The sequence below is a fragment of the Deinococcus seoulensis genome (assembly GCF_014648115.1).
In the GTDB taxonomy this organism is placed as follows: domain Bacteria; phylum Deinococcota; class Deinococci; order Deinococcales; family Deinococcaceae; genus Deinococcus; species Deinococcus seoulensis.
In genome coordinates this window covers 17,552-37,354 of record NZ_BMQM01000015.1, presented here as the reverse complement: position 1 = coordinate 37,354, position 19,803 = coordinate 17,552, and the positions used below count along the sequence as shown (strand labels likewise).

Below are 19,803 nucleotides of genomic sequence, written 5' to 3'. Positions count from 1 at the left end.
TCAGGGTCGTCGTCTGCCCGGTCCTGGTAGCGAAGTGAGCTGCTCTTCCTGCACAGTGCCTCTTCTCCGTGCCCGTTCCGATCAGTACCATCGGTACATGCCACCTCTCCGCATCCGGGTGCTGACAGTCCTGACCTTTCTGTCGCTCAGTTCTGCCGGAGCCCAGGCTACGTCCGGCGCCGCCCTGTACCGCGAGGGGCAGCTGGACGCCGCGTTCCGCGCCCTGCAACCCGAAGCGGCGCGGGGGGACGCGCAGGCGCAGTTCCTGCTGGGTGAACTGCATTACAACGGGTTCGCGACGCCCCGGAACCGACCAGAGGCGCTGCGCTGGTACCGCCTGGCCGCCGCGCAGGGATACGCCCCCGCTCAGCTGTTGGTGGCTGAGATGCTCCTGGACGACGGCCGCTCGCCTGCCGAGTGGCGGGAAGGCGAGGCGGCCCTGCGCGGCGCGGCGGAGCAGGAGCTCCGCGTGCCGGACGGCGCGCCCGCTGACGCCCGTCGCTCCCTGACCGCGCTGCTGCTCGGGGAGTTCCTGCCGGAGGCGCGGGTGCGCCACCCGGCGCAGGCGGCGGCCCTGCTGGCCCGCTGGGCGGACGGCGGGGACGCCATCAGCGCGCAGAAACTGGCGGACCTGTACGAGGCGGGCGTGGACGACCCGGACCCGGCCAGGCGCCTCCCGGCGGACCGGGAACGCTTCCTGTTCTGGACGAACCGGGCCGCGACCATGCCGCAGGACGGGCCGTCCACCCGCGGACCGCGCCTGACCGCCGAGGCGGCCCAGCTCGAACAGGCGGGCGACCTGAACGAAGCCATCAAGGTGTACTGGGAAGCGGCCGACCTGGGCCACGTCCCCGCCATGCTGCGCCTCGCGGAGGTGCTGCTCGCCACACCCGACCGGAAGGGATCGGGCCGGTTCTGGCTGGAACGGGCCGCCGAGCGTGATTCGGCCGAAGCGAACCTCCTGCTCGGCCAGCTGCTCCTCGACGAAAGGGACGCGGTGCGGGCCGCGCATCACTTCGAGGTGGCCACCCGCGGCCAGTACCGCTCCGAGGACACCCGGCAGGCCGCGGCGCTGGCCCTGGCGCGCCTGCTGGCCGCCGGCGCGCCGGACCTGCCGGCCGACGTGCCCCGCGCGGTCGAGGTGCTCCGGTTCTCTGCCCGGACGCCAGAGGCCCTGAATGTCCTCGCGGACCTGCTCCTCGCGCAGCCCACCTGGACGGCCCTCACCGTGAACGACGCCATGAACGCCCGCCTGAAGGCGGCGCTGGGTGGGCTCCGGTCCGCGCAGCGCACCGTGATCTGGGATCACTTCACGCGGCGGTACCCGGAGTCGCCACGCTGGCAGCCTGCCGCGGCAGATCTGCAGACCATGGTGGATTGGGTCAGGCGGGACGCGCAACTCGGAGACGATCGGGGACTGTACCTGCTGGCGCAGCTGACGCTCCACGGCCTGCACGGCATCCCGGCCAGTGAGTCGGTCGCACGTGACCTGCTCAGCCGGGCTGTGGCTGCCGGTTCCTCGGATGCCTCCCTGACACTGGATTACCTGACGGCTCCGCCTCCCACTACACGCGTGACGGCGCAGCAGGCGCAGGCCGCCCTGAAACTCGCGCAGGACGGGCGCCGGGACGCGCAGATATTTCTGGCGTCCATATACCTGTCTGGCAACGGTGTGCCGCGAGACCTGCGTCAGGCGCTCAGATGGACGGTGACAGCCGCCGAGGGGGGGGACGTGGATGCGATGCTGGCGGCATCGGTGCTGTACAGGGCAGGCATCGGCACGCCGCACGACAGTGCCGCCGCGAGTGCCTGGCAGGTGAAGGCCGTCCGCGCCGGGGTGCCCCCTGCGGAGCGAACCAAGCTCGGCGCGTGGTACGCAGACGGCATCGGGCTCAAACCGGACCCGGCGCGGGCGGTGGCCCTGTACCGGGACGCCGCTGAATTCAACGAACCGGTCGCCAAGCTTCTTCTGGGCCGCACTTTGCTCTTCGGAACCGGCGTCACAATGGACACCCAGGAGGGCGTCCGGTGGATCCGGCTCGCAGCCGAACAGGGCGTGGTCGACGCGCAGATCCTCCTGGGAGATCTGTATGCCGCAGGGCAACACGTCCCGAAGGACGCGGAGCTCGCGGTGACCTGGCGGCGCCGCGCTGCCGATCAGGGAAGTATGCGTGCCCTGACGGAACTGGCGTGGATGGCCCTGGATGGAGAAGGCCTGCCCCGCGATCCGGCGCAGGCCCTGCAGTGGGCGGAGACGGCCGCGGCCCGCGGCTACCGCGATGCGCTTCTGGTGCTGGCCAACGTGTATGGCGCAGGGCGCGGCGTGCCCCGAAATGTCATCAAAGCCGTAGAGTACAGCCGTCAGGCTGCGGAACGCGGAAGTGTGACCGGCGCCTACAACCTCGGCATATCCTACCTGACGGGCACAGGAGTCGCGCGTGATCTGGCGCAGGCCCGCGTGTGGCTGGAACGGGCGCAGGCCCTGGGCTCTGCGGAGGCGGCAGCCCAACTCCGCCGCCTCGCCCCCTGACGCGGCACCTCGCGGTCTGCTGCATCACAGCTTGAACCACCCGTAAGCAGTTCGGGAGGCCGTGTCATACGGACTCCGATTGAATGGCTTGCAAAACCCGTCCCATCCGAGCGGATGCGAGTGGGAGCAGGGCGGGTTCCGGACGTGGAACTGGCAGGGGCGGTGAAGTTCCGGATTGTCAGCGCAACAAACGGCAGTCCGTATCAGATTGGCCTCTCCAGGAGGATGGGATGACGACTGCCGACGTAGTTCAGGACAACCGGAGAACGTCTCTGTCCATTCCGGTTCACCTGCCGCACCCTGAAGTCATGCGCGTCCTGTTCCCTCTGCTGCTCGGCCTGAGCCTCGCTGCCTCCGCCCCCGTGCCCCCCTTGAACCCGGCCGGGGAGGTGGACGTCGGCGCGCCCGCCCAGAGCGTCGCCCTGAGCGCCGACGGCCGCACCCTCGTGGTCGGCACCGCACGCGACGTGCAGCGCCTCGATCCCAGGACGCTGCGCTCCCTGAGCGTCCTGCCCGGCAGTGACGGCGGCGGGTGGGGCGCGACCTTCAGCCGGGCGGGCCGACTGGCCGCCGCCGGCATGAGCCGCGGTGTGACCGTCTGGGACGACCTGCGGCGGCCACCACGCACGCTCGACTCGCCCGGCGGGCGCGTGTTCGCCCTCGCGTGGCACCCGGACGGGCAGCGGCTCGCGCTGGGCGACGCGGGCGGGTACTGGCAGGTCACGCCCGGCGGGCCGCGCGGCCAGCTGCGCGGCGACGTGATGGCCGCCGCCTGGAGTCTGGACGGCCGGACGCTGTTTCTCAGCACCGGGCAGGAGGACAGCGCCACGTACGCGCTGGACGCCATCACAGGCCGGGTCCGGTGGCGGCAGCAGAACGTCCCCGCCACGCACACCCGCCGCGCCTACTACGGCCTGGACGAGGTGAACGGCCTGAGCCTCTCCCCGGACGGGCGCATCCTGGCCAGCGCGCATCAGGACGGGCGGGTCCTGCTGCGTGACGCCGCGACCGGCCACCTGCGCCGCACCCTCACGGGCGGCGAGGACACCCGCTGGGCGGCCTTCACGCCGGACGGCACGCAGGTCGTCGCGGTGGGCGAAACGGGCCGCGTGAACGCCTGGACAGCCGCCGGGCAACCGGCCGGGCAGGCGCAGGTCGGCGGGGAGCTCTGGCACGTCCTCGTCCTGCCGGACGGGCGGGCACTGACGGCCGGAGCGGACGGCGCGGTACGCGCCTGGACGCTCCCCACCCAGGTTCGCTGACCGGGTAGCGTGAAGGCGTGATCATCCTCGACTCTGCCCTGGCTGCCCGGCTGCTCACCGACCCGGACACACGGCACATCCTGGCGGCCTTCCAGGGGAACGGGCAGGTGATCGCCGACGCGGCCCGCGCGCTGAACCTGCCGCTGGAGACCGTGCGGTACCGAGTGCGGCGCGCCGTGCAGGCGGGAGTGCTGGTCGCGGCGGGTCGCCGCGCGCGGCGTGGGCGGACGCAGACGGTGTATCGCCTGCCACTGCCGGTGTTCGTGCCGGGCCTGCAGGTGCCCGGCGGGCCGGACACCCTGCTGCATCCGGATGAGGACGCCTTCCTGGCGCAGGTGCGGCGCGTGCGGGCCGCGCTGCTCGCCGGGAGTGGGTGGGGCCTGCCCGTCACGGCGGGCACCCCAGACCTGGTGGCCGAACTGGCCCGGCCGGAGCAGCGCGGCGCGACCATGGACGCCCTGCGGACCACGAGCGCACCTGCCGTGGTGGACATTAGCAGTACCCTGACGCTGAGTGCCGAGGACGCCAAGGCCCTGCAGGCCGAACTGCTGGACGTCTACGCCCGCTACGCGGCCCGGCAGCGGCCCGGCGCGGCGCATCTGCTGGGTCTCACGCTGTACCCGGCGTCTCCATGAAAGAACAGCTCTGCACATCCTGCACAGACGGCAAGCCAGTCGAAGAGACCCGAATTACCGCTCCAGATCCATCCACTGCGCGCGACCGCTCGCGGTGAACTGCACGCTCTGCCCTTCCTGCACGCCGCGCCCCAGTTCGCGCGTGGGCGCCACAATGACCCGGTTGCCGTCCTGCACGGCGGACAGCTCACGCCCCTTCCAGGCCACTTCCCCGCTGTAGATCTGCCCTTTATTCGCGGTGGCCACGTAGAGCCCGTTCCAGTCCTGCCCGCGCTTCTCCAGGGCCTGTTCGGCCTGCTGCAGGGCCCTGACCGCCTGGCGGTCGCTGATCTCCAGCAGCATCCGGCGCAGGCCCTCGTTGTCTCCCCGGGCGGATTCGATGCTGACATGGATCATGCGCGCCTGGCTCACGACTGAGAAGTTCAGCTGGTGGCCCGCTTCTACCCCCAGTTCGCGCATGAATTCGCGTTGCGTGCGGCCGTTGCCTTCGCGGAAGGGATGGGCGGCGTTCATGTCCCCCATCAGCTCAGCGGCCTTCCCGGCGAACTCCGGCCGGGACAGGCCGCGCAGCTGGTTGTCTCGCTCCAGCTGGCGGAAGGTGTCCCGGAGGAAGGGTTCGACCATGGGACCATCGGCAAAGCGGGTCCCGCCCTTCATCAGCCCCGCAGGGGGCATGAAGCGCTCGCCCTGAATGGTCGTCCACTCGCCGCGGGTCTTGCCCGCCCACTCGTACACGTCGCCGAACGCGCGGCGGTGGATCCCGCGCAGGTGGTCCAGATCAAAGCGGCCCACCGGCTGCTCCAGCTGCTGCATCTGGGCCAGGCGCACGGTGCTGATGGCGGTCTCGCGGGCCTGTAACTCGGCGGCGTCCGTGATGCCCAGGCGGTTTTTGAAGGTGCCGTTCTCCTGAAGGTAAGGATCGGCCGCCACGGTCAGACAGTCAGGGACGGCGGGCTGGAAGTGGGGCCGTCTTCAGGCGCTCGACCACTTCATCCGCGCTCAGCTCGCCGCGGACGTACCCGTCCAGGTGACCTTCAAACGCGGGGTCGATGGACAGGCCTTCCAGGCGCGCTTCATGCCGGGCGTGCTCAAGCGCTTTGCGCCGGGCCTCCTGGGCCAGGATCGGGGAATCCAGTACAGTCATGCAACACCTCCTGCTCGTGCTACACGCAGAATATCATGAAGCGGGTGGCTCAGGTGCCGTCTCCGGCTCCAGTTCTTCCGGGCGTTCCGGCTCGTCCGGCCCGGTGGGCGACGTTTCCTGCGCTTCGAGAGAGGCCCTGAGCAGGTCAATCATTTCCGCGTTGGCAAGGTCATGAGGATTCATGCGCTCTGATTGTGACCCATGTCGACCGGTGTGTGCGCCGCATCGTTGCTTGACACCTCATACGGATTCCGTTTGTTTCGCTGACAGATCGGAACATCACCGATCTGCCAGCTGCACGCCCGGAGGGGCGTTTTTCTCCTACTCGCTCCGCTCGGACCCAGCGGGCTTTGCAGCCCATTCAATCGGAGTCCGTATCAGGCCGACAGAGAAAGAAACCGGCTGAACAACTGGAGGGTCGGGGTGAGGCAGGGCAACTGCTGTCCCACGACGGCCAGCTCGTCGCTGTGGCGTCTGAGGGTCTGGCAGTCATCCAGGCTGAGTTCGAGAGGGGGAGCTGCCCGGTAGGCCGCGTCCAGCGCCGCCGTGGCGAGATCCCAGTCCTGTTGCTGCGCACGGAGCACAGCGTTCTGGTACAGCGTCAGAGGTGAATTCATGGGCACCTGGTCATGCGGGGATGAGATCGGCAATGGTGTACATGCTGCCGGGATGGATGAGTCGTCCGGGGGTGGGAAAGGGTCCGCCGGGGCAACGGTGGGTCCGTCGGCGGGCCAGCGCGCCATTCATCTCGAACAGGGCGGCCTGAGCACGCTCGGCGGTGTCCCTGGTGGCGCCGGGCAGCACCAGACTCAGGGCATAGAGGCAATCTGCGCTCTGCGTCGCCAGGTCACGGCCGGAGAGACGCTGAAAGTCCAGGATGTAGACGTAATCGTCGTTGTGCAGGGCCTCGCGCAGGGCGCGGGTGATGTGCGGATGGGTCGCTTCCGGGCCGCACTGCAGGGTCAGCAGGGTGGCGTCGCGCTGTGCCAGGGCGACACTGACGCGCTGCGTGCTGGTCAGTTCAGCCTCCGTGAGCAGGCGCGCGGCCAGCCCCCCCTGGCGCATGCGGGTGATCAGGCAGTGGCGGTCGGTGCCGCGCGTCCCTGTCGTCCGGGGAGAGCCGTGAACGCGACCTATGGACAGAACACAGGGAGCACGGACGGCCCCGGGTGGGTGGTGGTACAGCAGGCGGCCCCGCTGTCCGGGCGCCAGTTCGGTCTCGAGGAGCGCGGCGAGGAACTGACTGCAGTGTGTCCGGGCCTCGGCCGCGCTGCGCAGCGATTCGGGCAGGATGAATTCGAGGTGGAGGGTGGGTGGGTGACTGGAACTTGAGATTGAAAAAGGACGGGACGGAGTCAATCCGGTGAGCGTGGCTGCGCTCACCTGACCACTGTTCAGGACTTGCCCCATGAACGGATCGTAAAGTCATGGCAGAAAGAGGGGCTGACAGGGAGGCGACTGCTTGATGAGTACCGCATGTGAAGGTCTGTCGGCCTGCCTGCTCAGCGGATCTCCAGCATCCTTGCAGCCAGTCCTTTTGGCGTCAGGTACCCTTCCAGCAGGGCGCGAACAGCAAGCTCCACCTCTTCGAGCGCCCCGATCATGGGGTACATCGCCGACGTACTGGGCCGCACACCATAGCTCTGCACGACCGAACGGGCACGGAGGTGATAGGCCTCCTTCTGGTGCGTCAACAGGCCGTAGGCAATCCGCACGGCCGAGACAGGCTGCCTCCAGACCGTGACCTCACCCACCTGTTGCCGCAGTTCCTTCTTCTTGCGGCGGCTGCCACCAGGGTCACTCTGCACAAACGAGAAATCACGGCGCAGGTCAAAATCCAGGGCCCGGAGCACCAGATCACAGGCGTACACCGGCGGCAGCACCACGTCATCAAACACGACGTTCTGCTGGCCCACCTTCAGCACGTCCCGGATGGCAAACGCACAGGCACCGACCGGTTCCGGCATGAGCGCCAGATACGCCGCGGCGGTCGGGTGCCAGCGGTGCAGCAGCCGCGCCAGGCCGGGCGCACTCGCGTACCGCCGCTCCTCGACCTCGGCGAACACCTGCCGCAACCCCGCCTCCATCCGCGCCACGGACCAGTCCCCCGGCGCGGCCCAGGTCAGCGCCAGGTCCAGTCCGGCGCCAAGCGACAGCACCCGCAGGTCAAACAGTTCCGCCGGCACGTCACCGATCCGTTCGAGCGCCCCCGCCGCCGCCGAGAATTCCCCGCGGCCCAGGTGGGCCGTCGCCGCCGCCCATTTCGCGAACGCGCGCTGCCACTGGTAGATCCGCCGCCCCTCATCCTCCGCGAGGCGGCAGAGCTGAATGACGGTGGCGAACTGACTGGCGCGCTCCTCCGCTTCCCGGCCCTCACGCGGCAGGGCGGTGGCGCGCATCATCCCGCGCATGACCTCCGTCATCCAGCCGGACGGCTCTTCACCCGGCAGCGTGGGGAACACGTCACCCTCCAGCCCACCCACCCCCCAGAAGGCCGCCTTCTGCTGCAGGAGCGAGCGGGCGCGCTGCTCATGGACGCCGTCCACCCGCTGCGTCAGATCGGTCAGGGTCGCGACCGCTTCCGGGTAATTGCCCAGGAGGAACAGGCTGTTGGCCAGGGCCAGTTCCGTGAAGCGCCATCCGTACCGGAACTGCTGCCGGCGGTCGTCCTGGGCCAGGGCGATCGTCGTCTCCACGTGCCCGGCCGCCGAATGACAGGAGATCAGGGAGGCCCGGGTCCGGGCGACCGACACGGCCCCCTTGATCTGCTCCGCCAGGAACAGCGCCTGCGAGGCGTACTGCAGGGACTCCTCAAAGTTCTGCTCGTTGAGGTACAGGACCGCTGTGGGAAGGTAGATCCCAATCTGGGCCTCGATCAGCAGGTCCGTGACCGGCACCTGCGACAGTCGCCGGAGCGAGAACGCCAGCGCGCCGCGCATCTCCGCCAGGCGGGCATGCATGTGCGCGCCGCCCTCCATCATGATGTTGACCGACCGCTGGTAGACCGCGAATCCCTTGGCCACTTCGTTGGCCACGACGTTACTCATGGTCAGGCACCGCTTCAGCAACCGGTCGTACTGCGGCGTGCTTCGCCAGTAAGAAACGATCAGCGCCCGGATGTACGCGGTGTCTGAGCCGATGCCCTCCAGGGCGTCCACGATCTGCTCGGGTGGAACATGCTCGATCTGCTCGATGAACCAGTCCTGGAAGACCTGCGAGGAGTCGAGATCAACGGCGTGAACGTCCATCTCTTACCCGGTGACAGCGACCAGCCGGCGGTCAGTCCTTGTCGGCATTGATCGCGATGCAGCAGGCGGCTTTTGCCGCCTGAACGACGTGCCCTCTGGTCCCAGCGGCGTACGCTGATCCCAGGCCAATCAGAAGGACAAGAGCGTACCCAAGCAGTTTCTTCATGGTGAGCCCCCTTATGACAACCAGTCTTCCAGCACGGACCTTGCCAGGACCAGTTGATCCCGCTGAAACGGGAAGGTGATGCCAGCCTCGGCAAAGATGCGCTGCGCTCCAACGGTTGCGCCCAGCAGCATACTGCACTTCAGGCGCGTCAGGGCCGCCGTTCTGTCTTCGCGGTAGGCATGCACGAACTGCAGCGCCGCGAGCATCGCGACCGCGTAATCGATGTTGTAGAAGGCGTACTTGAAGGTGTGAGGCTTCTGCCACCGCTTGCTCAGGGTGTCCTCCAGCCCGCTCCAGTCCACCCCGGAGGTGCGGGTCAGTTCCCGGTACCGGGCGTCAATCTGATCGGTGGTGGGGGGCCGCTGCTGGTAGAGCCACAGGTCCAGCCGGGTGCGCTCTTCAATGTCACTGAAGCGTTCCATGATGCGCTCCACCGTCGAGCGCAGGTACCACTGCCGCTCCTCTGCGCTGACCTCCTGCACCTCGAAGAATTCCAGCAGGCCGATGTAGGTGAACACGAAGGCGTAAAACTCCTGCACTTCCCAGAAGCCCGTGAAATCCCAGAACACGTGACCGGGCACACCGGAGAGGCTGTGATGGTGCGCGGCGTGCCCCAGTTCATGCAGCAGGCCCCGGAAGGACTCCACCCCACCGGAGAAGTTACAGACGAGCACCGAGCGCCCCCTGTCGAGGTCATGGGCGCAGATGTTGCCGTTCGGTTTTCCCGGCCGGGGCGCGAGGTCAAATCCGCCGTGGTCACGGATCTGCCTGACCACCTCGCCGAACTGACCGTCGATGCGGTTCAGGACCCGTTCGGCAGTCGGCACGTACTCTTCGATGGGCAACGCAGCGGTCGTGGGGGCCGTGAGCGCCACGTCCAGATCCCAGGGGCGCAGGGACGGCACGCCCAGCGCTCCGGCCCGGTGGTCACGCAACGCCCGGTCCACGTTCTGGAACACCTCGCCGATGGCTTCGAGCAATGCCTCGGTGCCCGCGATGGTGTCTGCCCGGCTGGCCCAGTGCAGACTGGCGTAGTCCGGAGCACCGCTCTCCACCGCAATGTCCTGCCTCACCTGCAGCAGGCGCCCCAGGAGGGCGTCCAGCTCAGGCACGCAGGCCAGTTCCGCTGCCCTGATCTGCCGCCAGAGCACTTCACGCTCCGCCCGCTCCGGCGTTGATCGCAGCCGCGCCTCCGCGTCCGCCACGGTCAGGGACTCGCTCCCGTACGCCACCTGCTGACGCCCGACGATCACCTGGTAGTCCCTGATCAGCTGACGCTCCGCGGCGCGCAACTGCAGCAGGCGCGCGGACGGTTCCGGTTCCTCCTCCAGTGCCGCCGCCACGGCCGGGTGCAGGTCCGCGAGTCCACTAGCCAGCGCCAGACGCTGCAGCTCACCGTCGAGACGTTCGAGCTCGGGCAGCCAGTGCTCCGAGAACCGGCGGTGCAGCGCCTCCGTCTCCCCGTGCTCCGGCCGGGTGTGCTGCGCGACGATCTGCTCCAGCCACAGGCTCTGAATCCGGCATTTCAACTGATTCCAGTCCTGGAACCAGCCAGGCAGGGCGTCCTGGCCTGGCCCGAGGTCCGCCAGGGCCCGCTGCGCGTCAACGATGGCCTGTGCCCGGCGGTCAAGGTGCTGCAGTGCGGTGGGCATGCCGTAATGTATAGCGAGACCCCAACCATGCCCGCTGCGCCACGCCTCTGCCCGTCTGATCAGATGCTCGCGGCCGTTCCAGTCCTGATCCTGGCGGCGGTCGCGTCAGCCCATGTCTGGCGCTGGCATCACGAACAGGTCAGCGCCTGGCGGGGTGGGGGTTTCGGCATGTACGCCACGGTGAATGACCAGCGGGGCCGCCGCGTCTCCCTGCTCGTCCTGGACCGGAGCGGGCACTGGCAGCAGGTGGAGGGCCCCCGGTCACTCCGGGGCGTCAGTGAGACCCTGATGCTGCACCCCTCACGAGCCGATCTGCGGGCGTACGGTCAGGCCGCCGCCTGCAGCCCCGAGCTGCGGCAGACCCCGCGCCGCCTCATCGCCCTGAAAGTCGAGTACCGGGAACTCACCTTCGATCCTGAGCGCTTCACCGTGACCAATACCCTGAAGGAGTCCGTGCGCCTTGCGCCCTGCCATTAACGCGGTCCGCTGGTGGACGGGCCTCTGCGATCAACTCGACGGGTGGCCCACGCTCGGCCTGATGACCCTCTTCGTGCTGGCAAGGTACAGCAGCTTCGGGGATCAGGTGCAGACCATCTACGCCTGCCTCCTGGCCGTGGCCATCCTCCTGCGGCAGGTGCTCCACGAGCAGGTGTTCTGGTTCACCGTACTCCTCGCCGCCGCCCTGCCTGTCGCCAACAACTGGTGGGTGCCTGGAGGGCACACCTTCCTGCTGCTGTACTGGATCTGCGCTGTGTTCCTGTCGTTCTTTGCACGCGACCAGCGCGGCATGCTGGCCGTCTCCGGCCGGTACCTGATCGGCGCCACGTTCCTGTTCGCCGCGCTGTGGAAGTTCATCTCCCCGGAATTCCTCGACGGGACGGCCATGCGGTACTTCATGTCAACCACCATCCCGATCGGGGTCACCACCCAGCCGGTGACTGGCCTGACGCAGGATCAGCTGCAACACAACATCCAGACCATCACAAGTCTCCTGAACCAGAGCTCGACCTTGACCGTCCCCCTGATCAGACCGCCGAACATTGCGCTCACCGCCGAGGTGTTCACGCGGCTGACCCAGGTCCTTGAAGTCGCGCTCGCGGTCGTCTTTCTGGCACCTCTGCCACGGCACAGGGTCGTCTGGCGGGATCTGGCCCTGATCCTGTTTTTCATCACCGCGTACAGCGTCCTGCCGGTCCCCAGCTTCGCGGTCCTGCTGGCCTGCATCGGTTTTGCGAGTGCGTCGTCACCCGTGACCCGGGCGTTCTTCGTGCTGGCCTTCTTTCTCTGGCAGCTCATCACGCTTCCGTTCGGCAGCTGATGAACATGGTGAGGCACACCGGCGGTTAAGTACGTCGAAGCTAACATTGCGAGATTCCGGGAAGGCGCCGGAATCTCTCCATTCCCGCTTCAACGTACTTCCTCTGCTCCGCGCTCCGCGCGATTTATCTAAAAGATAAACGCAGTGTCCTTAACAGCATGCGGGCAGCGTTTTCGTTCCACCCGCCGTTGTCCCCGGCAACCCGCCCGACGCAGCGGTGCTGAAGAGTGCCTGGCAGCGGCTTACCAGAACGGCGGTCGCGCCGCGTCTCTGTGCACACGGTCAACCTCACGGAACGCGAGGCCGGCGAGCACGCCGAGCAGCTGGAGCAGGAGCAGCAGCAGGCCAGCCAGGAGTGTCAGCGCGCGCCAGCTGATCCAGACTGCACGCCTGAGCATGGTCACAACGTCGTGGTTGGTTAGCATCTGTCTCACCTCATACGGATTCCGATTGAATGGGCTGCAAAGCCCATTCAATCCGAGCGGAGCGAGTAGGAGCCGAAGCGGGTTCCGGACGTGGAGCTGGCAGATCGGTGGTGTTCCGATCTGTCAGCGAAACAGACGGAATCCGTATCACACCCTCAGTTCCCGGTACGCCGGCACCTGACCCTGGCGGTGCCGGTCCATCGCCCTGGGCAGATCGTACAGGTGATACACACCGCGCGCCGCGACGATGACCAGCCACCGGAAGATGGGCGGGTCATACACCGGGCTCAGCGCTTCGTTCTCGACCAGGTCCTGGAACGTGTTGCCGTGGGCTGTGGCCACGGTCTTCACGCCCAGCTTGGAGGCCTGCCGGATCACGCGGGCGTCGTCCGCGTAGCCGATCTCATCCACGACCAGGACGCGGGGGTTCAGGCTGCGGACCGCTTCCCAGATCACGTCGGCCTGCTGCGCCTTGATGGCCACCTGCACCCGGTCGGCGTATCCGATGCCGGGGTGCGCGCGGCGGCCGTCGCCGCTCAGTTCGGCGCTGGTGTCCACGATGACGCAGAACGCGCGGATCTGCTCGGCGATCAGCCGGGCGATGTCACGTTCCAGGGTGCTCTTGCCACTGCCGGGCGTGCCCATGATCAGCAGGCTCGCGTCCTCGTCCAGGTAGGGCTTCAGGGGCCACGCCACGCCCTGCAGGAAGCGGCCGATACGGACGGTGACGCCCTCGATGGTCCCGTCGGCGTTCCGGGTGCGGTAGAGGCGGTGGCAGGTGCCTTCCACGCCCTTGCGGCCGTCATCGCGCCAGTTCATCACCTTGGCGTTGATGTCCAGCAGGTGATCGTTGTCCACGGTGATCTCGTCGAACACTTCCCAGCGGTCACCCATCAGCACCATCAGCGGCCGCCCGTAACGCAGTTTGATCTCGTCGACCGTGTCCATGATGGGCCGCAGCAACCCCGCGACGTCGCCCGGCAGGAACCGCAGCAGGGTACCCACGTCATCGGTGATGCGCTGCACAGGCTCGCGTGACAGCGCAGGGGCGGCAGCGAGGGTGGTCACTCCGCCTCTCCGGTACCGCGGCGGCCTGTGACCACGAGTTTGAGCAGGTCGTTGCTGGCGGTGAGCGCGCGGGTCTGCGCTTCCGTGGCGGCCAGCTGGGCGCGCAGGGTGTCACGGATGGTCAGCAGCAGCCTCAGGGTGGCCACCACGGCGAGGATGAACAGCGCCGCGATGATGCCCCGGGCGTCGAAGAAGGGCAGCGCCAGGCCCAGCAGGGTCAGGGCCAGCAGCAGCAGCAGGTACGGGCTGCGGATGAGGCTCTGCACGAGCCTGGGCAGCAGGGCGCTCCTGCGGGCGGGAGTCAGGTCGGCGTCGTGGGTGTGGGTGGTCATGGCGTTACCTCCGGGTCAGGCGGCTGAGGGCGTCCACGGGGGACAGGCGTGTGGCGGACTTCAGGGCTGAGGTGAACCACCCGGCGTACACGCGGGTCTGGGCGGCACTGGCCGCGGCGGGGGGCGCGGACGTGGCGCGGCCCAGGTTCGGGGCGGCGTAGGCCACGCCGTCAATCAGGACGATCCCCACCGGACTGTTGACGTTGGCCTCGAACACCGGCACGCCCGCGAGCGCCAGGCTGGGCACGTAGCTGCTGGAGGACCTGGTGAAGTACGGGACGGTCAGCAGCAGCACGCGCCGGCCGTAGTTGACCTTCGCCTGCCGGAAGCACTCGGCGAGGTCCGCGGACTCCAGGGCGGGCAGGTAGGCCACCACCTGCACGCGGCTGGTCGTCATCTGAAGGCACAGGTCCTGCAGGCTCACGCTGCCCTGGGCCTGGGCGGTCCCCAGGCTCAGCAGCAGCGCAGGCAGGAGGCGGCGCATCATAGGGACTCCGACTGAATGGTTGTTTCAAACCATTCAGTTCGAGCGGATGCGAGTGGGAGCAGAACGGGTTCCGGGCGTGGAGTTCGCAACCCGGTGAAGTCCCGGGTTGTGAACGAAGCAGACGGAATCCGTATCACTTGCCCTTCATTGCTTCGGCCACACCGCCGAAGAAGGACGCGAAGCGGCTTGGTGTGGCCAGCATGATCCCGATGGAGACCATCATGCCTACGATGGAGACGCTCAGGCCCCAGAACGCGCTCTGGATGGTGTTGACGATGCCGTTGAACAGGTCAGAGATCACGCCCAGCCGCTGCGTGAGCACGTCCGACATGCCGGTCAGCAGCCGCTCGACCCAGCCGCCCCCCTGCACCTCGGCGCACGGATCGGCCTGCAGGTCACCTGCGGGCGTGGCCGCCTGGCAGTTCGCAACGCTGTCCAGAGCCTGCTGCTGCACGTCCTGGGAGGCGCGGGTGGCCTCATCCTGCGCCTTGACCCGCTGAATGCTGAGGTGCTGGGCGTAGTAGTCCATCGTCTTCGCCGGCTCGACGAACGACTTGTTGAGACTGACGGCCAGGAACAGCGGCAGCAGCAGGATGGTGAACCAGGACGCGAAAAACGTCCCGAACACCGTCCAGAGAATCCGCGTCGAGCCGAAGTTGATGGCCGCGAAGCCCAGCGGCAGCACGTAGATGCTGGCCAGCACCAGGAGCCCGGAGACGGTGACCACGAACGAGTACGCCATCAGGATGTAGTTCAGGAAGGACATGGCGACGTTCATCCTGCCGAGCACCTGGGCGCCGCTGCGGAGGCTGGCTGTTTCCAGCCTGCCCGCGGTGCCGGCGGCGGCCAGGCCCGCGCTGATCTTCTCGCCCTTGGCGGCCAGGGCCATGCCACGCGCGGAACGGATCGCCACGCCGGTTCCGCCGGGGATGGCCACCAGGGACGCGCTGGAGACCACCTGCCCCATCAGGGCGTACATGCCCGCCTGGGCCTCCTCGATCCGCACGTCCATGTCTTTTGCGAACGTGCGCCGTGACCAGTCGTACGTCGCGCCCCACTGGTTGAACATGATGGCGCTGAAGGACCACGGCACTTTCGTGCCGTTGGCGAAGTTGAAGCACAGGCCGAGCATGAGGCCGCTGACGATCATGTTCATGAACGCCCCCTTGATGGCGGTCTCGCTGGCGATCACGGCCGCGCGCCACAGGGAGAGGGCGAAGCCCACCACGGTCAGGACGCCGGCCAGGCTCAGCACGTAGCCGGGCAGGTTGGCCTTGCGGGGAATGTCGGCGTAGTCACGCAGGGTGGCCACGGGGTCGCCGAGCACGAGTTGCTGGTACTGGTTGAATTTGCTGTGCTCCAGGTACTGCGTGATGGAGTCGGCCGGGTCCGGCACTTCCTGCTGCGCGGACGTCTGCCCCAGCGTGAGGGCCATGAGCATGATCAGGAGTTGCAGGGCGCGGGTCATGGGGCCAGGTCCTCCAGGATGCGGGTGGTGCTCACGTCCGGGTCGAGCATGCTGGACGCGGTCTGCACGTTGCGGTCCACCTGCTGCGCCACGTCGCGGGCCTCGTTCAGGGTCTGTTCTGCCTGCTGTTCGAGGTACTGCTTGAGTTCGTTCTCGGTGTCGGCCTGCTGCGCCTCGGCGCGGGCACGCGCCTGCGCGAGTTCCGAGTTGTTCAGCACGCCCTGCCTGGCGATCTCGGACAGCAGGCTCAGGACGGACGTGTTGTACACGGCGTCCGACTTCATGGCCTCCGTCATCACCCTGGCCTGGGCCACCGCGACTTCCCGCGTGGACACGGCACTTTCCGCGCTCCGGTACAGCTCGTCGGCCTGACCGGCCTGCACGCCGTTGCCGATGGTGCCCATGGCGTTGCTCATGGCTGGCGCCACGGTGTCTTCAATGGCCTTGATGCTCTGTTCCTGCACCTTCTTGACCCGCATGGCGGTGTCGGCGGCCTTGAACTTCTCGATGGTCTGCCCGAGGCGCCCCGCGGTCTGGGAGGCGTTGAAGATCGGGTTGACGTCCGCGAAGTAATCCGCCAGGCCGCCCGGGGTGCTGCCGGGCAGGCCCTGGTTGTCCTCCGGGGCGTACTGCCCGCGCGACAGCAGGGCGTTTTTCATGGCGCCCAGCATGGCGTTGCGGAAGTCACGGTAGGTGCCGCGCATCATGTCGTTCAGCTGATCGACCGTTTCGTTCAGGGAGCCCAGGCCCAGCTGCCCGGTCAGGTAGGAGGCCAGTTCCGTCACGTACCGGCCCATCACGTCCTGCGCGAAGCCCTGCCAGTCACCGTTGATGATGTTGTTGCTGATGAAGGTGTACATGCTGCTGACCGTGCACACCCATTGCAGGTTGCGGTCCCCGCCGTACTGGATGCCGCCGGACTGCCCGCCGCCGTTCACGTAGGTACAGGCCCGTTTCAGGGTGCCGCCCAGGTCGTCCCAGGTCAGGGCCTGAGCCTGCGCCGGGGCGGTCAGCCCGGTCAGGGTGGCCGCCAGGATGACGGCCCGCACGCAGCGCTGGTGCGTGGTCATACTGCCTCCTCGTCCAGAATGGCCTGCACGGCGTCTTTGAGGTTGCCGTACCGCTTCAGGTACTCGTCCCGTCTGGCCGCCTCGCCGGGCTCGCTGGTGAGGTACCAGTAGCTGCGGCGGGACTCCTCGACCTTGATGATGTCGCCGTTCTTGGGGCCGTCCTTGCTGCGGTAGATCAGGGCCCACTCCTTGTAGCCCCGGCCCTCCCTGAGCAGTGAAATCTCACGGCTCACGCTGCCCGGGAGCCTGAGCACGTCGCGGATGACCTGCTCACCGCCCTCCAGCCGGCCCAGCAGGTACCAGTAGATGGCTTCTTCCATGCCGGAGATGCGGTTCATGTCTTCAAGCGTCTGGGTGGCCAGGCCGAAGGCGAGGTTGCTGCTGCGGGCCAGGCGCAGGGTGGTGCTGACAAACGCCCGGTCCTCCTCGGTCTGGATCTGGCTGCCGAACTCGTCGATGAAGGCGATCTTGCGGACGCTGCGGGGCAGGCGCCGGGCGGCCTGCCAGATGCGGTCGTTCACGATGTGCAGCGCCACGCGCCGCATCTCCAGGTCGCTGTCGGCGATGCCGCTCAGGTCGTAGTACATGAACTGGGCGTGGGTGTTGACGTTGGTGGGCCGGTCCAGGATCGGTCCCCAGGGGGAATCCTCGCCCAGCACCGGCCGCAGCCGCAGGGCAATCGAGCGGGCCAGCGCCCGCTGTTCCGCTGCGATCGGCCCGCCGTCTCCGTACATCTCCATCGCGTTCAGGGTGGCGGCGAACTCGCTCAGCAGCGGGGAGCGGCCTTCACGCTTCACGCGGCGGTAGGTCTGACCCAGGGCCTCCAGGATCAGGGCCTTCTCCTCGCCCGCCTCGCGGCTGTTGCTCGACGGCGGCACGAAGTACCGCACCAGCGCGAGCAGGAAGGCCTGCTTCACCGCGTCCGGCTTCGTGTCCCCTTCCGGGAGGTCCATGGGGTTGAGCTGCGTCGCGGCCCCCGGGTAGAACGGCACCACGGCGCTGTTGTGCTTCTGATCGTCGCTCAGGCTCCCGATGAAGAACCTGAAGTCTTCCTTGCGGTCCACCACCGTCACGAAGGGATTGTGGGCGCGGATGTGGGCACTGAGCAGGCTCATGACCGTGAACGTCTTGCCGTACCCGGTGGGCGCGAACACGGCGAAGTGGTTGGCGTTTGTGGGCCCGGTGAAGAAGTCCACGTTGGCCAGACTGTTCTGCCGGGTGCGGACCACCCAGGTGGGCCGGTCACCACCCTTCCACGGCGCGACCGGCGGGAAGAAGTCAGCGGCGGTGGTTTCGGTGGCCTCGAACAGGAACGGCCCGCGCTGCCCGTTGAAGGGAATCAGCGAAAACCACTGGAAGAGGCTCTGGAAGTCGTGCTTGACCACCCCGGAGCCGGGCACGATGGCGCACGCGCTCACCGCTGATTCCCTGGCCTGCCGCAGCTCCTCGGCGCTGTCGGCGATCAGCACCAGCGTCATGCCGACGCGGTAGGTGTGGTCGCCGGTGGACGTCAGGTGCCTGATCGTCTGGTTGAGGTCGCGCAGTTTCGCCTGGGCCTTGACGTTCGGGGCTTCTTTCGTCCCTGACCCCATCTGCGAGAAGAGGCGGTTTTTCGAGACTTCCAGCTTCCTGTCGGTTTCCGTGGGGTCGTTGTGGTCGAACTCCAGCACCACGTAGTAGGTACTGGCCTCCAGTTTCTCCAGCACGCGTGCGAGCATGCCGGTCACCGTGCGCTGCGGCACCCGCGCCAGGCTCACGGTGCCCACGTGCTTGGGCTGCCCTGCAGGGCCGATCCGCAGGTGGCTCATGTCCTCGTTGTTCACCGGCGTCTGGAACAGCTGCTCTTTGAGGGTGAACAGCCGCTCACGTGGGCGGGCGGCCTCCCCTTCCGGCTGGTCAGGCACCACCCTGACGCGCTTCTCCGGCGGGACCCAGTTGGGTACGCGGCCACTGGCCCGGCCGGGATTGAGGTACCGGTAGGTCAGCTTGAACATCTCGTTGCTCGACATGCGCCGGGCCTCGTACCCCGCGTTCCGCAGGTAGCCCAGCAGGCCAGCGGCGGCGGCGTCGGCCTTGCGGACCGTGGCCACCAGTTCCTCGGGGGTGGGGCGGGCTTCCTTGCTGTACTTCGCGGTGGCCCTGGACGTGCAGGTCATGAAAAAACGCCAGCGCTTCACCAGGTTCTTCTGGCGCAGCCCCTCCAGGTACTCGTACCGGTCCTGCGCCATGAGGTTGACCAGTTCATGCTCACTCGCTGGCACGTCCCGGTAGGGGTGCAGGTCCTCGGGCGGGGCGGTCTGCACCTCGATGTAGAGGCGGCCCCGCTCCTCCCGCGCGACGCCCTGTTGCAGGACGCCCTTCACCATCTGGTGCAGCTCGGCCAGCTTCTGGCTGGTCTGGAAGAGCCGTGAGGAGGGCTGAATTTCGATCCCCACCTCGGTACAGGGTTTGTCCCGGCCGCCGGGTCTGTCCAGAAACATCACGCCGTCCAGCAGGTCCCAGTGCGGCTGCTCCCGCAGCAGATTGCCGACTTTGAGTGGTTGCCCACCCTTCCCGAGGCGGCCGACCCGCGCCGGGGCAGCCGGGCGGGTCGGTCCTGGGGGCGCGGGCGCACGTTTGAAGCGGAACGTGGTCACGTGACCTCCTCGTCAAGTTCTCCGGGCCGCACCCGGTAGAGCGGGGTCGGGTCAGGATCGGGCTGCACCTCGTACAGGTCAGGCTTGAAGTACCAGTTCATCATGTGGGTCGCCATGCGCGGGTAGGGCGAGAGCAGCCGCTTGAACAGCATCAGGAGCACGTACACCACGGCCACGACGATCCCCGTGGCCAGCAGCTGGAAGCCGCTGGCGGCGATGAGTTTCTTCGTGACGTTGATGGTGATGAAGAACGTCAGGCCCAGCACCGCGATGTCGGTCGCGTCGAAAAACGCGATCAGCGGGGCCCGGCTGTCCGTCCGGTGCGCCTGGTGGGTCAACGGCTGCTCACTCATGGTCTGTGC

General features: G+C 67.7%; 21 protein-coding genes. 5 read left to right on the top strand and 16 right to left on the bottom strand.

What is annotated here, in order from left to right:
• Nucleotides 1-97 precede the first annotated feature (97 nt).
• The 3 genes from IEY70_RS11630 to IEY70_RS11620 all read left to right on the top strand — a co-directional run bounded on the left by IEY70_RS11630 (nt 98) and on the right by IEY70_RS11620 (nt 4,427).
• Nucleotides 98-2,530 (top strand): tetratricopeptide repeat protein, encoded by a 2,433-nt coding sequence (locus IEY70_RS11630; RefSeq protein ID WP_189065193.1) that lies wholly within the window; start codon nt 98-100, stop codon nt 2,528-2,530.
• Nucleotides 2,531-2,838: 308 nt separating this feature from the next.
• Nucleotides 2,839-3,792 (top strand): WD40 repeat domain-containing protein, encoded by a 954-nt coding sequence (locus tag IEY70_RS11625; RefSeq protein WP_189065192.1) that lies wholly within the window; start codon nt 2,839-2,841, stop codon nt 3,790-3,792.
• 17 nt (nt 3,793-3,809) lie between these two features.
• Nucleotides 3,810-4,427 (top strand): Lrp/AsnC family transcriptional regulator, encoded by a 618-nt coding sequence (locus IEY70_RS11620; RefSeq protein WP_189065191.1) that lies wholly within the window; start codon nt 3,810-3,812, stop codon nt 4,425-4,427.
• Nucleotides 4,428-4,481: 54 nt separating this feature from the next.
• Here the strand turns inward: IEY70_RS11620 and IEY70_RS11615 are convergent, their stop codons facing one another.
• The 8 genes from IEY70_RS11615 to IEY70_RS11585 form a co-directional block, all read right to left on the bottom strand.
• Nucleotides 4,482-5,357: a Fic/DOC family protein gene (locus IEY70_RS11615; RefSeq protein WP_189065190.1), complete on the bottom strand. Its 876-nt coding sequence runs from the start codon at nt 5,355-5,357 to the stop codon at nt 4,482-4,484.
• Between the two features lie 10 nt (nt 5,358-5,367).
• Complete coding sequence (locus IEY70_RS11610; RefSeq protein ID WP_189065189.1) at nt 5,368-5,571, bottom strand: antitoxin VbhA family protein; 204 nt, start codon at nt 5,569-5,571, stop codon at nt 5,368-5,370.
• Between the two features lie 33 nt (nt 5,572-5,604).
• Nucleotides 5,605-5,754 (bottom strand): hypothetical protein, encoded by a 150-nt coding sequence (locus IEY70_RS11605; RefSeq protein ID WP_189065188.1) that lies wholly within the window; start codon nt 5,752-5,754, stop codon nt 5,605-5,607.
• Nucleotides 5,755-5,948: 194 nt separating this feature from the next.
• On the bottom strand, nt 5,949-6,188 hold the full coding sequence (locus IEY70_RS11600) for a hypothetical protein (protein WP_189065187.1): 240 nt from the start codon (nt 6,186-6,188) through the stop codon (nt 5,949-5,951).
• Nucleotides 6,189-6,198: 10 nt separating this feature from the next.
• On the bottom strand, nt 6,199-6,981 hold the full coding sequence (locus IEY70_RS11595) for a hypothetical protein (protein WP_189065186.1): 783 nt from the start codon (nt 6,979-6,981) through the stop codon (nt 6,199-6,201).
• Nucleotides 6,982-7,073: 92 nt separating this feature from the next.
• Complete coding sequence (locus tag IEY70_RS11590) at nt 7,074-8,819, bottom strand: hypothetical protein (RefSeq protein WP_189065185.1); 1,746 nt, start codon at nt 8,817-8,819, stop codon at nt 7,074-7,076.
• A gap of 31 nt (nt 8,820-8,850) precedes the next feature.
• Entirely contained in the window at nt 8,851-8,985 is a 135-nt protein-coding gene (locus IEY70_RS21305; RefSeq protein WP_268243911.1) for a hypothetical protein, read from the bottom strand.
• Between the two features lie 11 nt (nt 8,986-8,996).
• Complete coding sequence (locus tag IEY70_RS11585; RefSeq protein ID WP_189065184.1) at nt 8,997-10,637, bottom strand: M3 family metallopeptidase; 1,641 nt, start codon at nt 10,635-10,637, stop codon at nt 8,997-8,999.
• Between the two features lie 27 nt (nt 10,638-10,664).
• On the opposite strand from IEY70_RS11585, the gene IEY70_RS11580 reads away from it, so the two are divergent.
• On the top strand, nt 10,665-11,114 hold the full coding sequence (locus IEY70_RS11580; RefSeq protein ID WP_189065183.1) for a hypothetical protein: 450 nt from the start codon (nt 10,665-10,667) through the stop codon (nt 11,112-11,114).
• Nucleotides 11,098-11,955, top strand: coding sequence for a hypothetical protein (locus IEY70_RS11575; RefSeq protein WP_189065182.1), 858 nt, complete (start codon nt 11,098-11,100; stop codon nt 11,953-11,955). Before IEY70_RS11580 ends, IEY70_RS11575 begins: the two co-directional genes overlap by 17 nt.
• A gap of 242 nt (nt 11,956-12,197) precedes the next feature.
• Here the strand turns inward: IEY70_RS11575 and IEY70_RS11570 are convergent, their stop codons facing one another.
• From IEY70_RS11570 to IEY70_RS11535, 8 genes are all read right to left on the bottom strand, one after another.
• Nucleotides 12,198-12,380, bottom strand: a complete 183-nt coding sequence (locus tag IEY70_RS11570) for a hypothetical protein (protein ID WP_189065181.1) — start codon at nt 12,378-12,380, stop codon at nt 12,198-12,200.
• 147 nt (nt 12,381-12,527) lie between these two features.
• The gene (locus tag IEY70_RS11565) at nt 12,528-13,448 is read right to left on the bottom strand and encodes an AAA ATPase domain-containing protein (RefSeq protein ID WP_189065180.1); all 921 of its coding nucleotides are present in this window, start codon (nt 13,446-13,448) and stop codon (nt 12,528-12,530) included.
• Nucleotides 13,445-13,780: a hypothetical protein gene (locus IEY70_RS11560; protein WP_189065179.1), complete on the bottom strand. Its 336-nt coding sequence runs from the start codon at nt 13,778-13,780 to the stop codon at nt 13,445-13,447. The genes IEY70_RS11565 and IEY70_RS11560 overlap by 4 nt, the downstream gene beginning before the upstream one ends.
• 4 nt (nt 13,781-13,784) lie before the next feature.
• Nucleotides 13,785-14,267, bottom strand: a complete 483-nt coding sequence (locus tag IEY70_RS11555) for a hypothetical protein (protein WP_189065178.1) — start codon at nt 14,265-14,267, stop codon at nt 13,785-13,787.
• A gap of 133 nt (nt 14,268-14,400) precedes the next feature.
• A complete protein-coding gene (locus tag IEY70_RS11550) occupies nt 14,401-15,735 on the bottom strand; it encodes a hypothetical protein (RefSeq protein ID WP_189065177.1) in 1,335 nt (444 codons plus the stop codon).
• Nucleotides 15,732-16,805 (bottom strand): hypothetical protein, encoded by a 1,074-nt coding sequence (locus IEY70_RS11545; RefSeq protein ID WP_189065176.1) that lies wholly within the window; start codon nt 16,803-16,805, stop codon nt 15,732-15,734. Before IEY70_RS11545 ends, IEY70_RS11550 begins: the two co-directional genes overlap by 4 nt.
• Nucleotides 16,802-19,441, bottom strand: coding sequence for a TraC family protein (locus IEY70_RS11540; RefSeq protein ID WP_189065175.1), 2,640 nt, complete (start codon nt 19,439-19,441; stop codon nt 16,802-16,804). Before IEY70_RS11540 ends, IEY70_RS11545 begins: the two co-directional genes overlap by 4 nt.
• Nucleotides 19,438-19,794 carry a hypothetical protein gene (locus tag IEY70_RS11535; RefSeq protein WP_189065174.1) on the bottom strand — a complete coding sequence of 119 codons (357 nt, stop codon included), beginning with the start codon at nt 19,792-19,794 and terminating at the stop codon, nt 19,438-19,440. The genes IEY70_RS11540 and IEY70_RS11535 overlap by 4 nt, the downstream gene beginning before the upstream one ends.
• Nucleotides 19,795-19,803: the final 9 nt, after the last annotated feature.